The 20,965-nt window shown below is 73.9% G+C and carries 17 protein-coding genes; 8 read left to right on the top strand and 9 right to left on the bottom strand.

Annotated features, from left to right (window positions below; genetic code table 11):
* Positions 1 to 22 precede the first annotated feature (22 nt).
* Positions 23 to 1,006, top strand: a complete 984-nt coding sequence (locus tag ACZ56L_RS18285; protein WP_471064989.1) for a hypothetical protein — start codon at positions 23 to 25, stop codon at positions 1,004 to 1,006.
* Between the two features lie 87 nt (positions 1,007 to 1,093).
* Here ACZ56L_RS18285 and ACZ56L_RS18280 read toward each other — a convergent pair whose 3' ends face one another.
* The 5 genes from ACZ56L_RS18280 to ACZ56L_RS18260 all read right to left on the bottom strand — a co-directional run bounded on the left by ACZ56L_RS18280 (position 1,094) and on the right by ACZ56L_RS18260 (position 7,209).
* Positions 1,094 to 2,626, bottom strand: a complete 1,533-nt coding sequence (locus tag ACZ56L_RS18280) for a phytoene desaturase family protein (RefSeq protein ID WP_471064987.1) — start codon at positions 2,624 to 2,626, stop codon at positions 1,094 to 1,096.
* Between the two features lie 52 nt (positions 2,627 to 2,678).
* Positions 2,679 to 3,293: a DUF4126 domain-containing protein gene (locus ACZ56L_RS18275; RefSeq protein ID WP_471064985.1), complete on the bottom strand. Its 615-nt coding sequence runs from the start codon at positions 3,291 to 3,293 to the stop codon at positions 2,679 to 2,681.
* A gap of 319 nt (positions 3,294 to 3,612) precedes the next feature.
* On the bottom strand, positions 3,613 to 4,227 hold the full coding sequence (locus ACZ56L_RS18270; RefSeq protein ID WP_401757544.1) for a TetR/AcrR family transcriptional regulator: 615 nt from the start codon (positions 4,225 to 4,227) through the stop codon (positions 3,613 to 3,615).
* A 44-nt stretch (positions 4,228 to 4,271) separates the two neighbouring features.
* Entirely contained in the window at positions 4,272 to 6,386 is a 2,115-nt protein-coding gene (locus tag ACZ56L_RS18265) for a YhgE/Pip family protein (protein ID WP_471064983.1), read from the bottom strand.
* Positions 6,358 to 7,209 carry an ATP-binding cassette domain-containing protein gene (locus ACZ56L_RS18260; protein ID WP_401757548.1) on the bottom strand — a complete coding sequence of 284 codons (852 nt, stop codon included), beginning with the start codon at positions 7,207 to 7,209 and terminating at the stop codon, positions 6,358 to 6,360. Before ACZ56L_RS18260 ends, ACZ56L_RS18265 begins: the two co-directional genes overlap by 29 nt.
* Before the next feature lie 152 nt (positions 7,210 to 7,361).
* Here ACZ56L_RS18260 and ACZ56L_RS18255 point away from each other — a divergent pair, with 152 nt between their 5' ends.
* The 3 genes from ACZ56L_RS18255 to ACZ56L_RS18245 all read left to right on the top strand — a co-directional run bounded on the left by ACZ56L_RS18255 (position 7,362) and on the right by ACZ56L_RS18245 (position 9,464).
* Entirely contained in the window at positions 7,362 to 7,832 is a 471-nt protein-coding gene (locus tag ACZ56L_RS18255; RefSeq protein WP_471064981.1) for an SAV_6107 family HEPN domain-containing protein, read from the top strand.
* Positions 7,833 to 7,935: 103 nt separating this feature from the next.
* Entirely contained in the window at positions 7,936 to 8,706 is a 771-nt protein-coding gene (locus tag ACZ56L_RS18250) for a class I SAM-dependent methyltransferase (protein ID WP_401757552.1), read from the top strand.
* 362 nt (positions 8,707 to 9,068) lie between these two features.
* Positions 9,069 to 9,464 carry a DUF3040 domain-containing protein gene (locus ACZ56L_RS18245; RefSeq protein WP_345223753.1) on the top strand — a complete coding sequence of 132 codons (396 nt, stop codon included), beginning with the start codon at positions 9,069 to 9,071 and terminating at the stop codon, positions 9,462 to 9,464.
* Positions 9,465 to 9,767: 303 nt separating this feature from the next.
* Here the strand turns inward: ACZ56L_RS18245 and ACZ56L_RS18240 are convergent, their stop codons facing one another.
* From ACZ56L_RS18240 to ACZ56L_RS18225, 4 genes are all read right to left on the bottom strand, one after another.
* Positions 9,768 to 12,191, bottom strand: a complete 2,424-nt coding sequence (locus tag ACZ56L_RS18240; protein ID WP_471064979.1) for a transglutaminase TgpA family protein — start codon at positions 12,189 to 12,191, stop codon at positions 9,768 to 9,770.
* 34 nt (positions 12,192 to 12,225) lie between these two features.
* The gene (locus tag ACZ56L_RS18235) at positions 12,226 to 13,638 is read right to left on the bottom strand and encodes a DUF58 domain-containing protein (protein ID WP_471064977.1); all 1,413 of its coding nucleotides are present in this window, start codon (positions 13,636 to 13,638) and stop codon (positions 12,226 to 12,228) included.
* Positions 13,638 to 14,651 carry an AAA family ATPase gene (locus ACZ56L_RS18230; RefSeq protein ID WP_345223760.1) on the bottom strand — a complete coding sequence of 338 codons (1,014 nt, stop codon included), beginning with the start codon at positions 14,649 to 14,651 and terminating at the stop codon, positions 13,638 to 13,640. The genes ACZ56L_RS18235 and ACZ56L_RS18230 overlap by 1 nt, the downstream gene beginning before the upstream one ends.
* Before the next feature lie 208 nt (positions 14,652 to 14,859).
* Entirely contained in the window at positions 14,860 to 15,414 is a 555-nt protein-coding gene (locus ACZ56L_RS18225) for a beta-class carbonic anhydrase (RefSeq protein ID WP_345223762.1), read from the bottom strand.
* A 385-nt stretch (positions 15,415 to 15,799) separates the two neighbouring features.
* On the opposite strand from ACZ56L_RS18225, the gene rsmH reads away from it, so the two are divergent.
* The 4 genes from rsmH to ACZ56L_RS18205 are packed head-to-tail and all read left to right on the top strand — an operon-like array spanning position 15,800 to position 20,964.
* Positions 15,800 to 16,759 (top strand): 16S rRNA (cytosine(1402)-N(4))-methyltransferase RsmH, encoded by a 960-nt coding sequence (gene rsmH, locus ACZ56L_RS18220; protein ID WP_345223764.1) that lies wholly within the window; start codon positions 15,800 to 15,802, stop codon positions 16,757 to 16,759.
* Positions 16,756 to 17,262, top strand: a complete 507-nt coding sequence (gene ftsL, locus ACZ56L_RS18215; protein WP_471064974.1) for a cell division protein FtsL — start codon at positions 16,756 to 16,758, stop codon at positions 17,260 to 17,262. Before rsmH ends, ftsL begins: the two co-directional genes overlap by 4 nt.
* A 19-nt stretch (positions 17,263 to 17,281) precedes the next feature.
* Complete coding sequence (locus ACZ56L_RS18210; protein WP_345226542.1) at positions 17,282 to 19,219, top strand: peptidoglycan D,D-transpeptidase FtsI family protein; 1,938 nt, start codon at positions 17,282 to 17,284, stop codon at positions 19,217 to 19,219.
* A gap of 53 nt (positions 19,220 to 19,272) precedes the next feature.
* Entirely contained in the window at positions 19,273 to 20,964 is a 1,692-nt protein-coding gene (locus ACZ56L_RS18205) for a UDP-N-acetylmuramoyl-L-alanyl-D-glutamate--2,6-diaminopimelate ligase (RefSeq protein WP_471064972.1), read from the top strand.
* The last annotated feature ends 1 nt before the right edge of the window (position 20,965 follow it).

Here is a 20,965-nt window from a genome sequence, read left to right as displayed (position 1 = left end):
CGGCCGCAGGAGAGGGGCGTACATGGGCTGGACGGTCCTCTACATCGCATTCGGCGTGGTCGCGCTGTGGCTGCTCGGCGAGGTGCTGTTGCAGTACAAGGCGCGGCTGCGCTGGCGGGTGCTCGCCTTCGCGGGCTTCGCCGTCGTGGTGGTCGGCGTGCTGCTGCCGTCCGTCCCGGTGATCGGCGCGGGCGCCATCGCCTTCGCGGTCGGCCAGACGTACGTCACCCTGTCCTTCCGGCGGGGCTTCGCCACCGGCTGGGCGATCGGCGGCAAGCCGGGTGCCAGCAAGCGCCGCCGCGGCAACGCCGACGCGCCCCCGCAGCAGCCGACGCTCCAGGTCTCCGGACTGGAGTACGGCGAGCAGGACAGCGGCGGCCCGAGCACCGGCTTCGAGGGCGTGCCCGGATACGACCGGGGCCACGGCGCCCCGCAGCAGGGACAGGCCGCCCCGCACCAGGGACACGGCGCACCGCCCCAGGGGCAGCCCGCCCCGCACCAGGGACACGGCGCGCCCCAGCACGACGACCCGCAGCCCCCCGTCTTCGAGCCGCAGCCGATGCCCGACGAGACCGGCCGGTACGGGATCTACGACACCTCTGCGTCCTTCTCCGCCCCCGCGCCGCAGCCGCAGGGCCACGACGGCTTCGGCGGCGGCTCCTACCCCGCCTACGACCCGCAGGGCGCCGGCGCCGCCCACGCCGCCGCGGACACCGGGAGCGCCGGGGTGTACGCCTACGACACCGGGCAGCAGCAGTACGCCGCCTACTCCGACCCGTACATCGGCCCCCAGTCCTACGGCGGCGCCGACTACGACTCCTACGGCGGCCAGCAGCAGCTCTACCCCGGCCCCTACGAGGGCTACCCGGGCGAGACCCCGCCCGGCGGGGTGTGGGTCCCGCAGCAGCGCGACGGCGAGCAGCCGTTCGCCCCCGAGGCCCCGCAGCAGCCCGCCGGACACCCCAACGGCCACGACACGGGCGCGAACGGCCAGTACCGCTACTGAAGCACGCGTACGCGGCGGCACCGGGCCCCGTACGCGCGGGGGCCCGGACTTCCGTGAGAAGTCCGGGCCCCCGCGCGTGCTCCGCTGCTACTGCGAGCCCCGGAAGCCGTCCCCCTCGACGATCAGCCCGGCGACCAGCGCGCCCGACATCCCGGCGTGCGCGAGCCCGCCGCCGGGGTGGGCCCAGCCGCCCGCCGCGTACAGGCCCGGCAGCCGGGGGGAGTTGGACCGCACGAGGTGCGTCCCCGAGGCGCCCGCCAGCGCGGGCGCGGGCAGGTCGCCCGCGGGCGCGCCGGTCCGCGCGGCGATGTCCCGGGGGGTGTGGACCTCGCGCCACAGCACGCGGCCGGCCAGCCCCGTGACCGCCCGGGACGCCTGCGCCACCATGGCGTCCGCCCAGGCCTCGGCCGACGCACGGGTCCAGTCCGCACGGTCCAGGGACGGGGCCGCGGCCGTCAGGACGACGGTCTCGTGCGCGTCGTCGGGGCGCAGGGCGGGATCGTCGGGGCGCATGACCCACACGGTGGGCGACTCCGGGGCTCCCGCGCCCTCGAAGACGGTGCGCAGCTCGGCCGCCCGGTCGGCGGAGTGCACCACCGTGCGGTGGGCCGCCCGCAGGTCGCGCGCGCCGGACAGGGCCAGGCAGACCGTCACCCGGCCCGCGCCCGCCGCCTCCGGACCGGGCTGGAAGTCGCCCTCGCCGTACAGCTCGTGCCCCTCCCGGGCGCCGTCGGGGCGGCCGTGCACCAGTGCGTCGAGGGTCCGCGGGTGGACGGCCGCGACCACGTGGTCGGCCGCCGCCCGGGTGCCGTCCGCCAGCTCCACGCCCGCGGCCCGCCCGTCCCGCACGGTGACCGCGACGACCTCCGCGCCGAAGACGAACTCGACCCGGCGGGCCAGGCAGCGCGCGTGCACGGCGTCCGCCAGCGCCCGCATGCCGCCCCGTACGTACCAGGTGCCGAAGGTCTGCTCCATGTACGGCAGCACGGCGGCGGAGGCGGGAGCCCTGCGCGGGTCGAGGCCGAACGCGAGGGCGTAGCTCTCCAGCAGGGCCGTCAGCCGGGGGTCGCGCAGTTCCCAGGCGCCGATCTCGGCGAGCGTGGCGGCGCGGCGCTCGCGCAGCAGCCGGCGGGTGGCGACCGACGGGTACGGGTCCTTGCCCAGCACCTGCCAGTCCGGCCACAGGGGCTCCTCCAGGAGGGGCCTGCGGACCCGGTCCCAGGCGGCCCCGGCGCGGCTCATGAACGCGTCCCAGCGGTCGCCCGCGTCCGCGCCGAGCGCACCGCCCAGCGCCGCCACGGCCCCGCGCGAGGCGTTGGGCAGCGAGACGTCCGTACCGTCCGCGAACAGGTGGCGGCCCGCCGGGTCGACCGGGGCCAGGTCCACGGAGTCCTCCAGGGACTCCCGGCCGGTCTTGACGAACAGGTCCCGGTACACGGCGGGGAGATGCAGCAGCCCCGGCCCCGTGTCGAAGGCGAACCCGTCCCGCTCGAAGCGGCCCACCGCACCGCCGTGCGTGCCCCCGCGTTCGTACACCGTCACCCGGTGGCCCGCGACGGCCAGCCGGGCGGCGGTCGCCATCGCGCCGAGCCCGGCGCCGATCACCGCAATCCGTGCCATGCCAGTGACTGTAACGGGGGCCACCGACAGCTCCGCGGGGACCACCGAGAACTCAGCGGGGAGCCGGTCCGCCCGTGCCCATCAGGCGTTTCTCCTCCCGGCGCCGCGCCCGGCGGCGGCGGAAGCGCCGGATGCGGGCGGCCAGGAGGACCAGCAGCACCAGCCCGGCCAGGAGCAGCGCCCCGGCGATCGAGGCCGCCGCGACGGGATGGAACATGGCGAAGCTGACGATGCCCGCGACGCCCAGGTCCTCGGCCGTACTGAGCAGGATGTTGCTGAACGGCTCGGGCGAGGTGTTCACCGCCATCCGCGTCCCGGCCTTCACCAGATGGCTCAGCAGCGCCGTCGAACCGCCCACCGCGCCCGCCGCCAGCTCCGGCAGCGAACCGCTCTGCCCGGCCAGCAGGGCCCCCACCACCGCTCCGGCGACCGGCCGGACCACCGTGTGGACGCTGTCCCACAGCGAGTCCACGTACGGGATCTTGTCGCTGACCGCCTCGATCAGGAAGAGGACCCCGGCGACCACCATGACGTCGGTGCGCTGCAAGGAGGCCGGCACCTCGTCGCTGATCCCGGTCGCGCCGAAGACGCCGAGCAGGAGCACCACCGCGTAGGCGTTGATGCCGCTGGCCCAGCCGCTGGTGAACACGAGGGGAAGAATCGACACGAAGCGATCGTAACCAGTCGCCGCCGGCGCGGGCCGGACAGGAAAACGCCGGCCCGGCGGCGCTCGATCCCCCCGAGCGCCACCGGACCGGTGCGTCTTCCCCCGTGTCCCCGTTCCGTCCGGGGTCTCGCGCCGCTTCCGCCGCCCCGTGTCGGCGGTCTCGGCGCGAGCGCCCCTTCCGTGGTTCCCACTCTGTCGTCCGCGCAGGTGGGAGCCCATCCGCGCAGCTACTCATCTCCGGCACTAGGTACGGGTACTCAGAGCTGAGCGCGCCGGCTCGGACGAGCACCGGCACCGGTGGCGGAGAGCGGCGTCCGCGTCAGGGACGCCCGCCGCCCACCCGCCCGTGCAGCAGCCGCGACAGCGCCGCGTGCACGTCGTCCAGCGAGCGCTCGCTCTGGAAGGCCTGCCAGTCCAGCGCGGCCACCAGCACCATGCCCACCAGCGCCGCCGCCGTCAGCGGGATGTCGATCTCCTCGCTCAGCTCGCCGTTCGCCACGCCCTCGGTGAGCACCCGCTCCACGACGGCCACCGCCTGCTGGCGCACCACCAGGAGCGTCGACTGCCACGCCCGGTTGGTGCGCCACAGCTCGGCGACGTAGAGCTGGGTGAAGGCGGGATAGCGGTGGATGAAGAGCAGCCCGGCCCGGATCATCGCGTCCAGGGACTCGACCTTGCCGCCGCCGCGCGCGGCGGTCTCGTCGGCCGCCTCCTGGAGGGAGGCCGTGAGCAGCCCCACCCCGTAGCGCAGCAGCTCCTCGAAGAGCTCGCTCTTGCTCTTGAAGTTGTAGTACACCGTGCCCTTGGCGACACCGGCACGCTCGGCGATCTCCTCCACGCTGGTCGAGGAGAAGCCCTTCTCGGCGATCAGGGTCACGGCCGCCTCGTAGAGCTTCTGCCGGGTGTTGCGGCGGCGCGTGCTGGTGCTGTCCATGGGGCCGATTCTCACAGGTTCCCCGGGGGCCGCAGGCGGGGCGCTCACAGGCTCAGCTCCGGGTGGAGGCGGTCCAGCGTCCACACCTGCTTGCGGCGGGCCGACAGGGCGGTCAGCGCGAGCGCGCCCGCCGTGAAGGCGGCCAGCACGACGCTGCCCGTCCAGACCGGCTCCAGACCGCCGCCCGAGATCAGCCTGCGCAGCCCCTCGACGACGTACGTCATGGGCAGGAACGGGTGCATCACGTTGAAGAAGCCCGGCGAGGTCTGCACCGGATACGTGCCGCCCGCCGACGTGAGCTGGAGCATCAGCACGGCGAGCACCAGGATGCGTCCCGCCGCCCCGAACCGGGCGTTCAGCCACTGGATGATCGCCGCGAAACAGGCCGTCACCAGCACCAGGAAGCCCAGCGTCCCGGCCGTGCGCGTCATCTCCAGGCCCAGCCCGTAGTGCAGCACCGCCATCAGCGCGGCGACCTGGGCCACCCCGAGCGCCACCACCGGCAGCCAGCCCGCGAAGGCGATCCGCCAGGCGGAGGCCCCGGCGGCCAGGGCGCGCCGGTTCATCGGCTGGATGAGCATGTACGCCACCATCGCGCCGACCCACAGGGACAGCGGGATGAAGTACGGGGCGAACCCGGTGCCGTAGTTGGGCGCCTTGTGCAGGGCGGAGGAGGCCAGCTTCACCGGGTCGGCCATGACCTCGGTGCGCTGGTCGCGGGAGCCCTTGTCGTAGTCGGGGATCTTGCCGACGCCGTCGTTCAGGCCGCCGGCCAGCTTGCCGCTGCCGTCGGCCAGCTTGAACAGGCCGCCGTCCAGGTTGTTCGCCCCGGTCTTCAGCTTGCCGACGCCCTGGTCGAGGTCGGTGGCTCCGCTGCGGGCCGTTCCGAGGCCGGTGTGCAGTTTGGCCGCCCCCTGGGAGACCTTCTGCGCGCCGGAGTTGAGCGCGTTGACCTTCGCGACGGCCGACTTGAGGTCGTCGTCCAGGTGCGGGGCCTGGCGGACGAGGGCCTGGGACTTGTTGCGGACGTCCGTCAGCCGGGTGTCGAGCAGGGCCAGGTCGCTGTTGCCGTCCTTGACCATGGCGTTGACGTCCTCGGCCACCGTGGCGGCCTCCTGGGCCGCGGTGACGCCCTTCTGGAGGATCGGACAGGCCTTCGCCGCAGCGGCGGCCTTCGGGTCGTCCTCGGCGCCCTGGGTGGCGTCCGCGCAGAACTCCCGGTGCACGGCGGCCAGCTCGTTGGCGACCCTGCGCGAGTCCTTCGCGGCCTCGGGGGCCCGCTTGACGAGCGTCGACAGGTGGTTCTGGGTGATCTTCGCGGAGTCGGCGACCAGTTGCGCCGCGTGCGCGATCGAGGTGCCGTCGTCCTTCAGGTACGGCCGGACCTTCGTCGAGATCCCGTTGACCTTGTCGGAGAGGGTCTTGGTGCCGTCGGCGACCTGCCGGGCCCCGGACGCCAGGTCGGCCGCGCCCTTGTCGAGCTTCTTGATGCCGCCGGAGAGGTCGCCGCTGCCCTTCTTGGCGTCGGTGAGCCCGTTGGCGAGGTCCTTGGAGCCCTTCTTCGCCTTCCCGATGCCGCCGTCGAGGTCCTTGGCGCCCTTGGCGGCCTTCTCGGTCGCGTCGTGGATGTCGGAGAAGGAGATGAAGATCTTGTCGAGGAAACCGCGGGAGGCGTTCGTGGAGGCGGCGGTGCGCACCTCGGAGAAGACCGACCGGGAGATCTGCCCGACGATGTAGTTGTTGGAGTCGTTGGTGTGCACCTGGAGCGCACCCGTCTCCGGGGTGTCGCCGGAGCTGGAGGCGATCCGCTCGCTGAAGTCCGCGGGCATGGTCAGCGACAGGTAGTACGCGCCGTTCTCGACGCCGTCCTTGGCGTCCTTCGCGTTCACCTCCTGCCAGTCGAAGACCTTGCTGTCGAGGAGCTTCTCGGTGATCTCGTCACCGGCGGTGATCTTCTTGCCCGCGGCGGTCGCGCCCTTGTCCTCGTTGACGAGCGCCACGGGGATCTTGTCGAGCCGCCCGTACGGGTCCCAGAAGGACCACAGGTACAGGGCGCCGTACAGCAGCGGCAGCAGCAGGAGCGCGACGAGCGCGGCACGGGGGAGCTTCCCCCTGCCGAAGCGCCTGAGCTCAAGAGCGGCCAGTTTCGGCGAGCGCATCGGCCGCCCCCTCCTCGGTCGTGTCTTCCTCGGTGGCGGCCGTGGCGGCCGCGTTCTTCCCGGCGTGCTCGGGCGCCTCGTCGCGCACGTTGCGCAGCGACACCAGCAGGGCGTCCTTGGGCGGCGCGCTGCACACGGCGAGCACGGTGGTGCCGGACGCGGCGAGGGACCGGAACAGTTCCCAGGCCTCCTCGCGCCCGGCGTCCGACAGCTTCAGGTCCGCGTCGTCGACGGCGAGCAGCCGCGGCGAGCCCATCAGCGCCAGCCCCACCGACAGCCGCAGCACCTCCAGCCGCTCCAGGTCCCGTACGGACGTCCGCTCGCCCTTCGGCAGCGCGTCGAGGTCCAGCCCCACGGCGGCCATGGCGGCGTCGATCCGGGCGCGGGCCTGCGCCCTGCGCACCGAGGGCCTGCGCAGCAGCGAGCGCAGCGAACCGTCGAACCGGCGCTGCAGCAGGGCGCGTTCGCGCAGGTGCTCGGCAACGGTGAAGGCGGCGTCCAGGTCGCTGACGCCCGCGACCGGGCCGAGCGCGCTGATCCGCCGCACGGCCGCCATCTTCTTCGGCAGCCGCAGCCCGGCCACCTCGGCGTGGCCCTCGGTGGCGCGCATCCGGCCGGTGAGCGCGAGCAGCAGGCAGGTGCGCCCCGATCCGGACGGGCCCTCGATCGCGACGAACGAACCGGCGGGCGCGGTCATGTCGACGCCGCGAAAGGCCCAGCCGCGCGGTCCCTTGAGCCCGAAGCCCACCGCGCTGATCGCGGCCCCTTCGGCGTCCTGTGCGGCCCCGGGGGCCTCTGCCGTCCCGGTGTGCGGGCTGTCCACGCACCCTCCCCATATTTGAACTGACCGGTCAGTCCAAAAGTATGCCTTCCACCGATGCGGGCAAAAGCCCAGCTCAGGCCGGATTGTCAGTGGCGTCCCTCACAGTGGGCTCAGACGGCATCCGTGCCGTCGTCCGAGACAGGAGGTTCGTCATGGCACAGGCCGACGTTCACCCCGTGCAGCGCCGCACCCCGGCGCCGCCCGCGGCCCTCGATCTGCTCGCCCAGGCCCACAAGGGGCTGGAGGAGGCCACCGCCGCCGAGACCGCCAACGAGCGGTACGCGGCCGCCCACTTGGCCGCCCTGCGCACGGCCGCCGCCGTGCTGGCCGCCCGGGGCCGCCCCGAATCCACCCCGCGCCGCCGCCGGCGGATACGCAGCGCCTGGGAGGTGCTGCCCGAGATCGCCCCCGAACTGGCCGAGTGGAGCGCCCTGTTCGCCGCCGGGGCCGAGAAGCGGGCCCGCGCCGAGGCGGGCATACACGGCGCGGCCGGCGCCCGCGACGCCGACGACCTGATCCGCGACACCGCGGTGTTCCTGCGCCTGGTCGAGCGGATGCTCGCGCTCCGGCCGACGCCGCCCCGCGGCCGGGAGGCGAAGGAGCGGGGCCCGCAGGCGCGGTGACCTGGGCGGGACCGGCGGCCGGGCCCATTAGGCTGGGCGCAGCCGTGTCCGCGGGGGCTGGCCGCACCGTTCGCCCCGCACCGTTCACCGAGGAGTCAATGCCGTGTCGGAATCGATGCGCCCCCGCGCCTCCCTGCGCACCGCCGTGGTCTGGGAGGTCCTCAAGGACGCCCTCGACCGGCGTGCCAAGGAGTCCGGCCGCGACACCCTGGACGTCCTGGACACCGGGGGCGGCACCGGGAACTTCGCGGTGCCCGTCGCCCGGCTCGGCCACCGCGTCACCGTGGTCGACCCCAGCCCCAACGCCCTGTTCGCGCTGGAGCGCCGGGCCGCCGAGGCGGGCGTCGCCGACCGGGTCCGCGGCGTACAGGGCGACGCGCTCGGCCTGTTCGACGTCGTGGAGCGCGACGGCTACGACGCCGTCCTGTGCCACGGGGTCCTGGAGTACGTGGACGACCCCGCCGAGGGCCTGCGAAACGCCGTCGAGGCGCTCCGCCCGTCCGGCACGCTCAGCCTGCTCGCCGCGGGCAGCGGCGGCGCCGTCCTGGCCCGCGCCCTGGCCGGACACTTCAACGAGGCCCGCCAGGCGCTCACCGACCCGGCGGGCCGCTGGGGCGAGGGCGACCCGGTGCCCCGCCGCTTCACCGCCGGGCAGCTCCGCGAGCTGGCCGGCGGCGCGGGCGTCGAGGTCGCCGCCATACACGGCGTACGGGTCTTCGCCGACCTGGTCCCCGGGGTCCTGGTCGACACCGAACCCGGCGCGACGGAGGCCCTGCTGAAGCTGGAGGCCGCGGCGGCCGAGCTCGACGCCTTCCACGCCGTCGCCACCCAACTGCACGTCCTGGGCGCCAAGGCCGCCCCGCGGGACGCCTGACCAGCACGTCCGCCGGGGGGCCGCGCGGACCGCGCGCACGGCCCGGGCGCCCGTCCGGAGCAACGGGGCCCGTCCTTGCGCACATCCCCGCCACGGGGGCTGATCAGGGACGAGTCGGGGTACCAGGGAAGTACGGAGTCCGCCGCGGGCCCCCCGATCAGCGCCCGGGCCCCGTATGATCGGGGGACACCGTCGGCATGACGGGTCGGCCGTTGGGGAATGCACGCTTCAACAGCCAAGCCGGCACGGCGGCCCGGATTGGCGAATTGGCGTAGAGGGCGGGTTTCACGGGGGCGATTCCCTGCCTATTCTGAAAGGGCCGCATCCGGTCGCCCCCCGCGACCGACGAGTAGGAGGACTCCGTGCCGCTCTCGGAGCACGAGCAGCGAATGCTCGAGCAGATGGAGCGAGCGCTGTACGCCGAAGATCCCAAATTCGCGACAGCGCTTGAGGGAAGCGGGCTGCGTACGTACACCCGGCGACGGGTCTACCAGGCGGTCGCAGGCTTTCTGGTGGGTATCGCGCTCCTCATGGCCGGCATGGTCGCCCAGATGATCTGGGTGAGCGTGGTCGGTTTCCTTGTCATGCTCGGTTGTGCCGTACTCGCGGTCACCGGATGGCGCAAGGCGCCCAAACCGGGTGAACAGCCCGTTCCGGGAATGGCGCCCGCGGGCCGTCAGTCCCGGCAGCGCCGCTCGGTCATGAACCGCATAGAACAACGCTGGCAGCGCCGCCGCGACGAGCAGCAGGGCAGCTAGCGGGACCCCGCGCCGCGCGGGACCGACGACATGTACGGGTGAGGGGCGGACACCTTCGGGTGCCCGCCCCTCACCCGTCCGCACCCACGGGCCACGCCTTCACCCGTTCACCGCATACACCGCCCGGGCCGCCCGCCACCCCAGCCGTTCACGGCATGCGCCGCCCGGGCCGCCCGCCGCCCCACCCGTCCACGGCATGCGCCGCCCGGGCCGCGTACACCTGCCTCAGTCGCGCCCCGGCCGTGCCCCGCCCCCGCCCGGCGGGGTCCGTGCCGGAATCCGGCCCCGCCGGCCGCCCCGCGCTCAGCCCCGCAGGCGGGCCGTCCGCCGCACCGCCGCCGACCACCGGTCCAGGCGCCCGTCGCCCCGCCACCGGGCCGCCAGGGCGTTCCAGCGCGCGGACAGCGCCCACACCACCCGCACGGTCGAACGCGGCAGCAGCAGCGCCCGCAGCCGGGCCCGCCGGCCCGCCCGCTCCCGCAGCCCCTCCCGCACCCGGTGCACGTCGTCCACCAGACCGCTGCTCGCCCGCGGCACGGGCGCGTACAGCACCTGCTCCACCGCACCTGCCGCCCGGTGCACCGCCTCCGCCGCCGGGCCCTCCAGCGACCCCAGCCGGACGATCCGGGCCGCCGTCCTGCGCGGCGTCTGCGACTCGTCCGGGGCCGTTCCGAAGTCCCAGGCCGAGTCGACGATCTCCCGCCAGGCGGCGAGCGTGCGCGCCGCCGCGTCCGCCGGGGTGCGGCCGCCCGAGCGCAGCCGTCCGGCCCGCACCCGGGTCCGCCACAGCAACGGCAGCAGCAGGAGGAACACCAGGGCCAGTACGCCCAGCGCGACCCCTACGACGGTGCCGACCGGCACGCCCGGGTCGGTCGGCGGAGCCGCGCCCGCCTGCGCGCCGCCGCCGCAGTCGCCCAGCCGCCGCTCGGCCGCCGGACAGCTGTCGGACGGCCTGGGGGCCGCGCTCTGCGAGGTGCCGGCGCCGGCCGACGGCTGCGCGGGGCTGCTCGTGTCGTCGGACGGGGTGTCCCGCACCGTGTACTGCGGGGCGGTGCCGCGGGTGGGCGTCGGCTCGAACCGGGTCCAGCCCGGCCCCTCGAAGTACAGCTCGGGCCACGCGTGCGCGTCCTGCAGCCCCACCGACACCTCGCCGCCCGACTTCGCCGTGCCGGGAGTGAAGCCCACCGCGACCCGGGCCGGGATGCCCAGCGTGCGCGCCATCGCCGCCATCGAGAAGGCGAAGTGGATGCAGAAGCCCTCCTTCTGCTTCAGGAAGCGCGTGATGGCCTCCGCCCCGCTGCCCGACTGCACCTGCGTGTCGTACGTGAAGCCGCCCTCGGAGGCGAACCAGTTCTGCAGCGCGACCGCGCGCTCGTAGTCGTTCGCCGCGCCCCGGGTGACCTGGAGGGCGGTCTGCCCGACCGAGGCGGGCAGCGCCCCGGGGACCCGCGTGTACTCCTTGCGCAGGGCGGCCGGGGCCGCGGGCGCGTTGGCGAGCTGCTCTTTGGTCGGCTGCACGGCCAGGCTCCGTACCTTGTACGACACCCCGCCCGTGGTCTGCCCCCGGTCGCCCACCAGGGTCCGGCCCTCCGGCTCGTACCGCCAGCGTCCGCCGATCTCGACCTTCGTCGCCACCAGCGGCAGCGGCAGCCAGTTCTGGGTGTAGGACTGCGAGGCCGAGATGTTGGTGTTGATCTCCGCCGTGGGCACGTCGGCGCCCAGGCCCTGGGGCCTGGGCAGCGGGTCCGGCACGTCCTGGATCTTGCGCTCGGACGACCTCCACTGCGTGCCGTCGAACTGGTCGAGGGCGACGATCCGCAGGTACATGTCCTGCGTCTGCTGCGCCGTCGTGCGGTAGCGCAGCACCTCCCGGTCGGTCGGCTGGTTCAGGCTCTCCTGGAGGGAGACCAGCGGGTTCACCGCGGAGATGGTGCCACCGCCGCCCGCCCCGCCGCCGCCCGGGCCCCGCCCGCCGAGCAGGCCGCCGTCGAGGGCCGGCAGCAGCGCGGGGATCACCAGCGCGATGCCGAGGGTGAGCGCGCCGATCCGGCGGCCGGTGCGCACCGGGGCCAGCGGCGTACCGCTGCCCGACTCCAGCCCGCCCGCGCTCCTGCGCCGCTCGCCGCCTCCCGCGCCGCCGAACACTCGGCCCCACTGCGCCAGCCGGTCCCGGCTCTCCGCCAGCAGAAGCAGCAGATAGCCCGACGCGGCCAGCAGGAACCACAGCCAGCTCGCCCCGCCGCCGGTCAGCCCGGCGGCCACCGAGTACAGCGCGAGCAGCGGCAGCCCCGCCGGGGCCGCGCTGCGGAACGTCACCGCGAGGGCGTCGACGGCCAGCCCTATCAGCAGCACCCCGCCGACCAGCATCAGCCGGATGCCCTCGTTGGTCGGCGCCGGAATGGCGTACCGGTTGACGTCGGCGAGGCCCGTGTTCAGCAGCCGCCCGAACTCCGCGACCGCGTCGGGGCCCGGCAGGACCCCGAGCACCGCCTTGTCGGCCACGAAGAACAGCGTCACCAGCAGCATCGACGCCACCAGTTGCACCGCCACCGTCAGCGTCCTGGCCAGCGGCACCCGCCGGGCCAGCGCGCCCACGCCCGCCTGCACGGCCACCAGCAGCGCCGCTTCCAGGAACCAGCCCGCGTCCGTGACCAGCGGAATCAACGCACCGGACGCCATCAGCGTGGCGGCCAGCGCGCACAGCGTCATCCGCCCGCGCCCGCTCACCGCCGCCCCCCGCGGGCTCTCGCCCGGTCCCCGTTCATGACCAGCCCCCCGAGATCCCCGACATCCCCGATGTTCCCGTCTTCATGCTCTTGCTCTGCGCCGCGCCCGCGCGCTGCGCGTCGGCCTGCTGCCACAGCGTCTCCAAGGGCGTGCCCGGCGCGACCGCGACCGCCGTCCACCCCGCCTCGCGCAGCAGCCGCAGCCGGTCCTCCGCCTGCTCCCGCAGCGCCGCCGCCCGGTCCGGCTCGGCGGTCCACACCGCGGAGTCCGTGACGAAGGCGACCGCCCCGCCGGCGCGCCGGCGCATCTGGGCGGCGATCGCCGCCTGTTCGTCGTCCAGATCGCCGAAGAAGGCGATCAGCAGCCCGTCGCTGCCGCCGCGCAGCACTTCGTACGAAGGCGACAGGCCGCCGCCCCCGTCGAGGCCGGAGTGCCCCACGACCGCGAGGGTGTCCATCATCAGCCCGGCCGAGTCCGCCGACTCCTGCGTGGAACCGGCGAATCCGCCCGACCCCTCGCCCGGCACACACGTGCCGGTGTCGGTCAACAGCCTCACCGAGAAGCCCCGTTCAAGCATGTGCACCAGTACCGAGGCGGCCCCCGACACCGCCCACTCGAAGGCCGAGTCGGGCCCCGCCCCGGCGTACGCGCCGCGCCGGGTGTCGAGCAGCACCGTGCAGCGGGCCCGCTGCGGCTGCTCCTCGCGGCGCACCATCAGCTCGCCGTGGCGCGCGGTGGAGCGCCAGTGCACCCGGCGCAGGTCGTCGCCGTGCCGGTAGCCGCGCGGAATGATGTCGTCCTCGCCGGCCAGCGCGAGCGACCGCAGCCGCCCGTCGCCGTACCCGTTGGCTTCGCCCGTCAGCCGCACCGCGGGCAGCGCCTCCACGCGCGGGACCACCGTCAGGGTGTCGTGCGCGCTGAACGACCGGCTCAGCTCGCACATCCCGAACGGATCGGTCAGCCGGAGCTGGAGCGGCCCCAGCGGATACCGTCCGCGCAGGTCGGAGCGCACCCGGTAGGACACCTCGCGCCGGCCGCCCGCCTCCACCTTGTCCAGGACGAAACGGGGCCGGGGCCCGAGCACGTACGGCACCCGGTCCTGGAGCATGAGCAGCCCGGTCGGCAGCCGCGAGACGTTCTCCATCCGCAGGTGCACCCGCGCCTCGGTCCCGGCGGGCACTCGGGCGGGCGTCAGCCGGCGGCTGCCCGCGACCCGGTAGCGGGTGCGGTACAGCACGACCACGCACAGCAGCGGCAGCACGGCCAGCAGCACGCCCACCCGCAGCAGGTCGCCCTGCCCGAGCACGAAAGCGCAGACGGCGGCGGCCACCCCGGCGGCCAGGAACGACCGGCCGCGCGTGGTCAGCCCGGACAGCGCCGCCCGGCCGCCGCTCCTCTCCAGGGCGCCCTGCTCCCCGGGCTCGGCCTCCGGGACCCGGCCGGACATCACAGCGACCGGAGGCCGGGCGCGCCGTACGGCGGTGCGGGGGCGCCGGAACCGGTCGGCACGGGGACGCGCTGGAGGATGTCCAGCACGACCTGTTCGGCGGTGCGCCGGTTCAGCTGGGCCTGCGCGGTCGGCAGCAGCCGGTGCGCGAGCACGGCGGCGGCCAGCGCCTGCACGTCGTCGGGCAGCGCGTAGTCCCGGCCGCTGAGCGCGGCGGAGGCCTTGGCGGCCCGCAGCAGGTGCAGGGTGGCCCGCGGGGAGGCGCCCAGGCGCAGGTCGGGATGGGTGCGGGTGGCGCCGACCAGGTCGACCGCGTAGCGCCGTACCGCCTCCGCGACGTGCACCGTGCGCACCGCGTCGATCAGCTTGACCACGTCGTGGGCGTGCGCCACCGGCTGGAGGTCGTCCAGCGGCGAGACGCCGCCGTGCACGTCCAGCATCTGCAGCTCCGCCTCGGGGGAGGGGTAGCCGATGGAGACCCGGGCCATGAAGCGGTCGCGCTGGGCCTCGGGGAGGGGGTAGGTGCCCTCCATCTCGACCGGGTTCTGCGTCGCCACCACCATGAACGGGTTCGGCAGCTCGTACGTCTGCCCGTCGATGGTGACCTGCCGCTCCTCCATGGACTCCAGGAGCGCTGACTGCGTCTTGGGCGAGGCGCGGTTGATCTCGTCGCCGATGACGATCTGCGCGAAGATCGCACCCGGCTTGAACTCGAAGTCGCGCCGCTGCTGGTCGTAGATCGACACGCCCGTGATGTCCGAGGGCAGCAGGTCCGGCGTGAACTGGATCCGGCGCACCGAGCAGTCGATGGATCTCGCCAGCGCCTTGGCGAGCATGGTCTTTCCCACGCCCGGCACGTCCTCGATGAGCAGGTGCCCCTCGGCGAGGAGCACGGTCAGCGAGAGCCGTACGACCTCCGGCTTGCCCTCGATCACAGCCTCCACCGACCTGCGCACCTGCTCCGCTGTGGTGGTCAGATCTGTGAGGCTCGCTCGATCGTCATAGGTCGTCACCCGGCCCTCCTCGGCCCTTACGGGCCGGCGTCACGACGACGCGAACGGCCCACCCCGAAAACACGGACACCGCGGTCGCGCCGGAAGGGGCCCGACCGGGTGTCTCGTACGCATTCTTGTTGCCGTTACCGCTTCGTGTCACTCGCCTGTGGACAAGTGTGTGCGAAATGCCGGAGTCGGGGCTTTTCTGCACGGGTTCCGGGCAGGCTCAGGCGGGATCGATCTCCCGCAGCAGGCCCGTGGTCACGTCGAAGACGAAACCGCGCACACTGCCCGTGTGCAGCAGGAACGGCGAGGTCCGCACGCGCTGCATCGACTGCCGTACGTCCTGGTCCACGTCGCGGAAGGCCTCGACCGCCCAGGACGGGCGCTGGCCGACCTCGTCCTCGATCTCGTGCCGGAAGTCCTCGGTGAGGGACTCCAGACCGCAGTTCGTGTGGTGGATCAGGATGACGCTCCGGGTGCCCAGCGCCCGCTGGCTGATGGTCAGCGAGCGGATCACGTCGTCGGTGACCACGCCGCCCGCGTTGCGGATGGTGTGGCAGTCGCCGAGCGAGAGGCCGAGCGCGTCGTGCAGGTCGAGCCGGGCGTCCATGCAGGCGACCACGGCGACCTTCAGGACGGGGCGGGCGTCCATGCCCGGGTCGCTGAAACCGGAGGCGTATTCCTGGTTGGCCTTGACGAGGCGGTCGATGACCGTCGGGTCGGTGTCCGGGCCCTGGGCGGCCGCGGAACCCTCGGGAAGAGATGCGGAAGTCGACATGGCTATGACGGTAATGGCCGACGCGGGCCGGGACCCGCCGGGGGAGGGGAAAAGAAGGTCAACGCGTCCCGTTGTGAGCTAACCCACAAGGCCCCCGGGGGGCGGTCCGTCCTTCCCTCGTACGAGTGAAACGGTGGCCGGAGGGACTGTCGCGGGCACGTCGCACGGTCCGTCGCCCGTTGATTGACCGTGCGGGCCGGTGGACTAAAGTGACGCGTTGTACGAAATCCAGTGAGTTCCCCGCGCGCGGCAGTTACGTACGGCCCGGCCTCCGCCCGCTCGTCGGCCGGACGCCCTCCACCGGGCCCGGCTCCCCTTCCCGAGCGGGTGGGGACCGGGCCGTACGTACACCTGCACGCCGCGCGCTGTTGTTCTGAGAGGGCGCATGAGCCAGACCCGACACGTCCCGGTGATGCTCCAGCGGTGCCTGGACATGTTGGCCCCGGCCATCTCCGAGCCCGGCGCGGTCGTCGTCGACTGCACCCTGGGGCTCGGCGGCCACAGCGAAGCCCTCCTCACCCAGTTCCCGGGCGTGCGCCTGATCGGCCTCGACCGGGACAAGGAGGCCCTGCGCCTCTCCGGCGAGCGCCTGGCCCCCTTCGGCGAGCGCGCCACCCTGGTGCACGCCGTCTACGACGAGCTGCCCGAGGTCCTGGCGGGGCTCGGCGTCCCGCGCGTCCAGGGCGTCCTGTTCGACCTGGGCGTCTCCTCCATGCAGCTCGACGAGGCCGACCGGGGCTTCGCGTACGCCCAGGACGCGCCGCTCGACATGCGCATGGACCAGTCGGCCGGGGTCAGCGCCGCCGAGGTCCTCAACACCTACGCGCCCGGCGAGCTGGTCCGCATCCTGCGCCAGTACGGCGAGGAGAAGCAGGCCAAGCGGATCGTCTCGGCGATCGTGCGCGAGCGCGCGAAGGAGCCCTTCAGCAACAGCGCCCGCCTGGTCGAGCTGATCCGCGACGCCCTTCCGCAGGCCGCCAAGCGCACCGGCGGCAACCCCGCCAAGCGCACCTTCCAGGCGCTGCGCATCGAGGTCAACGGCGAGCTGGACAGCGTGGAGGCCGCCATCCCGGCCGCCGTGCGGGCCGTCTCGGTCGGCGGCCGCGTCGTCGTCATGTCGTACCAGTCGCTGGAGGACCGCATCGTCAAGCAGGTCTTCGCGGCGGGCGCGGCCAACACCGCCCCGCCGGGCCTGCCCGTGGTCCCCGAGCGCTACCAGCCGCGCCTGAAGCTGCTCACCCGCGGCGCGGAGCTGCCCACCGAGGAAGAGGTCGCCGAGAACCGCAGGGCGGCCCCCGCCCGGCTGCGCGGCGCCCAGCGCATCCGGGAGGAAGAAGCCGAGTGACCAAAGCGGCCAAGCAGGTACGGGGGAGAGCGGCGCGGCTCTCCGAACTGATGCCGTCGGGCCCCGCCCAGGCGGCCCGCACTCCCTTCGTGCTGCTGGTCGTGGTGCTGCTCGGCGGCGGACTGATCTGCCTGCTGATGCTGAACTCGGCGCTGAACGAGGGCTCGTTCCGGCTGAACGACCTCAAGAAGCAGACCACCGAGCTCACCGACGAGGAGCAGGCCCTCCAGCACGACGTCGACGACCGCTCCGCCCCCGGCGCCCTGGAGCGCCGGGCCCGCGAGCTCGGCATGGTCCCGGGCGGCTCCCCGGTCTTCCTCGACCCCGACGGCACGGTCCGCGGCACTCCGAGCCGGGCCCCCGAGCCCGAACCCGCCCTGGAGCCGGTGCGCCCGCAGCACGCTCCCGCAGTCCCTCCCGGGAGCGCGGACCGGACCCCGCCCCCGGCCCCGCCCGCCTCCGGGCAGCAGACGCAGCCGCCCCCGACGACCCCCGGCAGGTGACGCAGTGCCCCCGAAGGCCGTGCCCCCGAACGACGGACCGCGCCGCCGGGTCCCGGCCCCCGGCCGGCCGCCCGCGCGCAGGCCCGCCCCCGCCCGCCGCCCCGCCGCGAAGGCCAAGACCCTCCGGCTGGGCAGTCCCAAGCCCCGGCTGCGGCTGGTCGGCCTGGGTCTGACGCTGGTGATGCTGGCCTTCGTCGTACGCCTGTTCCAGGTGCAGGCCGTCGACGCGGCGACGTACACCGACAAGGCGGAACGCCAGCGGCAGGCGCGGCACACCCTCACCGCCGAGCGCGGCGAGATCACCGACCGCAGCGGCATCGCGCTCGCCGCCAGCGTCGACGCGCACGACATCACCGCCGACCCGCACCTCTTCACCCCCGGGGAGGCCAAGGTCCCCGACGCGCCGCAGCAGGCCGCCGCGATCCTCGCGCCGATCCTCGGCAAGGCCCCCGCCGACCTGGCGAAGAAACTCGCCACCCCCAAGTCGCGCTACGTCGTGCTGGCCCGCCGGCAGACCCCGCAGGTCTGGAAGCAGATCAAGGACCTCAAGAGCGTGTACGGCGACAAGGCCGCCGCCGCCAACCTGCGCAGGCCGAACTCCGCCGCCAACCTCCTCGGCGGCATCCTCCAGGAGCCCAGCAGCACCCGCGTCTACCCCAACGGCGACCTCGCCGCCGGAATACTGGGTTACGTCAACGCCGCCGGCCGCGGCGCGGGCGGCCTGGAGGTCAAGCTCGACAAGGAGCTCGCCGGCCAGGACGGCGAGGTCACCTTCGCCCAGGCGGGCGGGCGCCGGGTGCCCACCGCCGGAGCCAACGAGACCCCCGCGGTGCCCGGCTCCGACATGGAACTCACCATCGACCGCGACATCCAGTGGGCCGCGCAGAACGCCATCGAACAACAGGTCAGGAAGTCCAAGGCGGACCGCGGTTACGTCATCGTCCAGGACACCCGCACCGGCGAGGTCCTCGCCATGGCCAACGCCCCCGGCTTCGACCCCAACGACCTCTCCCAGGCGAACGCCGCCGCCATGGGCAACGCCGCCCTCCAGGACGCGTACGAGCCCGGCTCCACCTCGAAGATCATGTCCCTGGCGGCCGTGCTGGAGGAGAAGGTGGCCCACCCGGGCACCCATGTCGTCGTCCCCAACCGGCTCAAGCGCGGCGACCGCCTCTTCAAGGACGACATCGACCACCCCACCTGGTACCTCACCCTCAACGGGGTCCTCGCCAAGTCCTCCAACATCGGCACCATCCTCGCCACCGGCGAACTCGGCGACACCCAGGCCGAGGCCAACAAGGTGCTGCACTCCTACCTGACCAAGTTCGGCATCGGCCGGCGCAGCGGCCTCGACTTCCCCGGCGAGACCCCCGGCATCCTGGCCCCGCCGGAGAAGTGGTCCACCTCGCAGCAGTACACGATCCCCTTCGGCCAGGGCCTGTCGGTCAACGCCCTCCAGGCCGCCTCCGTCTACTCCACCATCGCCAACGGCGGGGTGCGGATCGAGCCCACCCTCGTACGGGGGAGCAAGGGCCCGGACGGACGCTTCACGCCCGCTCCCGCCCCGCCGAAGACCCGGGTCGTCAGCGAGCGGACCGCCACCACCCTGGCCAAGATGCTGGAGTCCGTCGTCGACGACGAGGAGGGCACCGGCACCAAGGCGCGCATCCCCGGCTACCGGGTCGGCGGCAAGACCGGCACGTCCAACCGGGTGGACCCGGAGACCGGCCGGTACAAGGGCTACACGGCCTCCTTCGCCGGGTTCGCGCCCGCCGACGCACCCCGCATCACCGTCTACTGCGCCATCCAGAACCCCACCACCGGCAGTTACTTCGGCGGCCAGATCTGCGGACCCGTCTACAAGCAGGTCATGGAGTTCGCCCTGAAGACCCGCCAGGTCGCCCCCACCGGCGGCAAGCCGGCCCGGCTCCCGGTCTCCTTCGAACCCGGCCGGTGACACCCCGGGCGGGCGGCGGAGCGGCATCCCGAGTACCGAAGTGGAAACCCTCAGTGACAACGCTCACCAACGACCACCGAAAACGGGTTGCGGAACCCCCCTGCTTTCGCCCGCAGCCCGGTCCGGCGGGTACGCTCACCGCCGTGCCACACGCTGATCAGTCCCAAACCACCCAGAAGGACGCCCCGGTGAACTACCCCGGAGCGCCCAGGCCGGACCGGGTCCGCCCGACGACCCTCGGGGAGCTGGCCGAACGGCTGGGCATCGAGTCCCCAGGACCTGGAGAGACCACAGGAATCACGCACGACTCCCGCGCGGTGCGCCCCGGCGACGTCTACGCCGCCCTCCCCGGAGCCCGCCTGCACGGCGCGGACTTCGTCGCCCAGGCCGCCGAACTGGGCGCCGCCGCCGTCCTCACCGACCCGACGGGCGCCGAACGCGCCGCCGCGACCGGGCTGCCCGTCCTCGCCGTGGAGAACCCGCGCGCCCACATGGGCCAGCTCGCCGCCGACATCTACGGAAACCCCGGCCGCGACCTGCTCCAGATCGGCATCACCGGGACCTCCGGCAAGACCACCACCGCCTACCTCGTGGAGGGCGGCCTCAAGCAGGCCGGCGACCTCCCCGGGCTCATCGGCACGGTCGAGATGCGCATCGGCGACGAGCGCGTCAAGTCGGAGCGGACCACCCCCGAGGCCACCGACCTCCAGGCCCTGTTCGCGGTGATGCGCGAACGCGGCGTGCGGTCGGTCGCCATGGAGGTCTCCAGCCACGCCCTGGTGCTCGGCCGGGTCGACGCCTGCGTCTTCGACGTGGCCGTCTTCAACAACCTGAGCCCGGAGCACATGGAGTTCCACTCCGACATGGAGGACTACTTCCAGGCGAAGGCGCAGCTCTTCACCCCGAAACGGTCCAGGCTGGGCGTCCTCAACTTCGACGACGAGTACGGCCGCCGCCTGGTCACCGAGGCCACCGTCCCGGTGATCACGTTCTCCGCCGAGGGCCACCCGGACGCCGACTGGCGCGCCGAGAAGGTGGACGTGGGCCCGCAGTCCAGCACCTTCACGGTGGTGGGCCCGAACGGCGAGCACGTGCACGCCACCGCGCCGCTGCCCGGCCCCTTCAACGTCGCCAACACCCTCGCCGCGATCGTCACCCTGGCCGCCGCCGGGTACGACCCGCAGACCGCCGCCGACGGCATCGCCGCCGTCCCCGGCGTCCCGGGCCGCCTGGAACGCGTCGACGCCGGACAGGACTTCCTCGCCGTCGTCGACTACGCGCACAAGACGGACGCCGTCGAGTCGGTCCTGCGCGCCCTGCGCAAGGTCACCGAGGGGCAGTTGCACATCGTGCTCGGCTGCGGCGGCGACCGCGACACGCACAAGCGCGGCCCGATGGGCGCCGCCGCCGCACGGCTCGCCGACACCGCCGTGCTGACCAGCGACAACCCCCGCTCCGAGGACCCCCTCGCGATCCTGGCGACCATGCTCGCCGGCGCCGCCGAGGTGCCCGCCCACGAGCGCGGCGACGTCGCCGTGTTCGAGGACCGGGCCGCCGCCATCGCCGAGGCCGTCGCCCGCGCGCGGAGCGGCGACACCGTCCTCGTCGCGGGCAAGGGCCACGAACAGGGCCAGGACATCAACGGCGTGGTCCGTCCCTTCGACGACCGCACCGTGCTGCGCGCGGCGGTCGAGCGCCGCCTGAAGGACACGCGCCCGCAGGACACGGAAGACAAGAGGGGCTGAC

The sequence above is a fragment of the Streptomyces sp. NPDC039736 genome (assembly GCF_055596485.1).
This window is presented reverse-complemented; position numbering and strand designations above follow the sequence as displayed.

What these genes read in the sequence shown, in the direction of transcription:
- ACZ56L_RS18265 (WP_471064983.1), bottom strand. Translation starts at nt 6,386, where the DNA reads ATGCGCTCGCCGAAACTGGCCGCTCTTGAGCTCAGGCGCTTCGGCAGG.
- rsmH (WP_345223764.1), top strand. Translation starts at nt 15,800, where the DNA reads ATGAGCCAGACCCGACACGTCCCGGTGATGCTCCAGCGGTGCCTGGAC.
- ACZ56L_RS18235 (WP_471064977.1), bottom strand. Translation starts at nt 13,638, where the DNA reads ATGTCCGGCCGGGTCCCGGAGGCCGAGCCCGGGGAGCAGGGCGCCCTG.
- ACZ56L_RS18225 (WP_345223762.1), bottom strand. Translation starts at nt 15,414, where the DNA reads ATGTCGACTTCCGCATCTCTTCCCGAGGGTTCCGCGGCCGCCCAGGGC.
- ACZ56L_RS18270 (WP_401757544.1), bottom strand. Translation starts at nt 4,227, where the DNA reads ATGGACAGCACCAGCACGCGCCGCCGCAACACCCGGCAGAAGCTCTAC.
- ACZ56L_RS18280 (WP_471064987.1), bottom strand. Translation starts at nt 2,626, where the DNA reads ATGGCACGGATTGCGGTGATCGGCGCCGGGCTCGGCGCGATGGCGACC.
- ACZ56L_RS18255 (WP_471064981.1), top strand. Translation starts at nt 7,362, where the DNA reads ATGGCACAGGCCGACGTTCACCCCGTGCAGCGCCGCACCCCGGCGCCG.
- ACZ56L_RS18285 (WP_471064989.1), top strand. Translation starts at nt 23, where the DNA reads ATGGGCTGGACGGTCCTCTACATCGCATTCGGCGTGGTCGCGCTGTGG.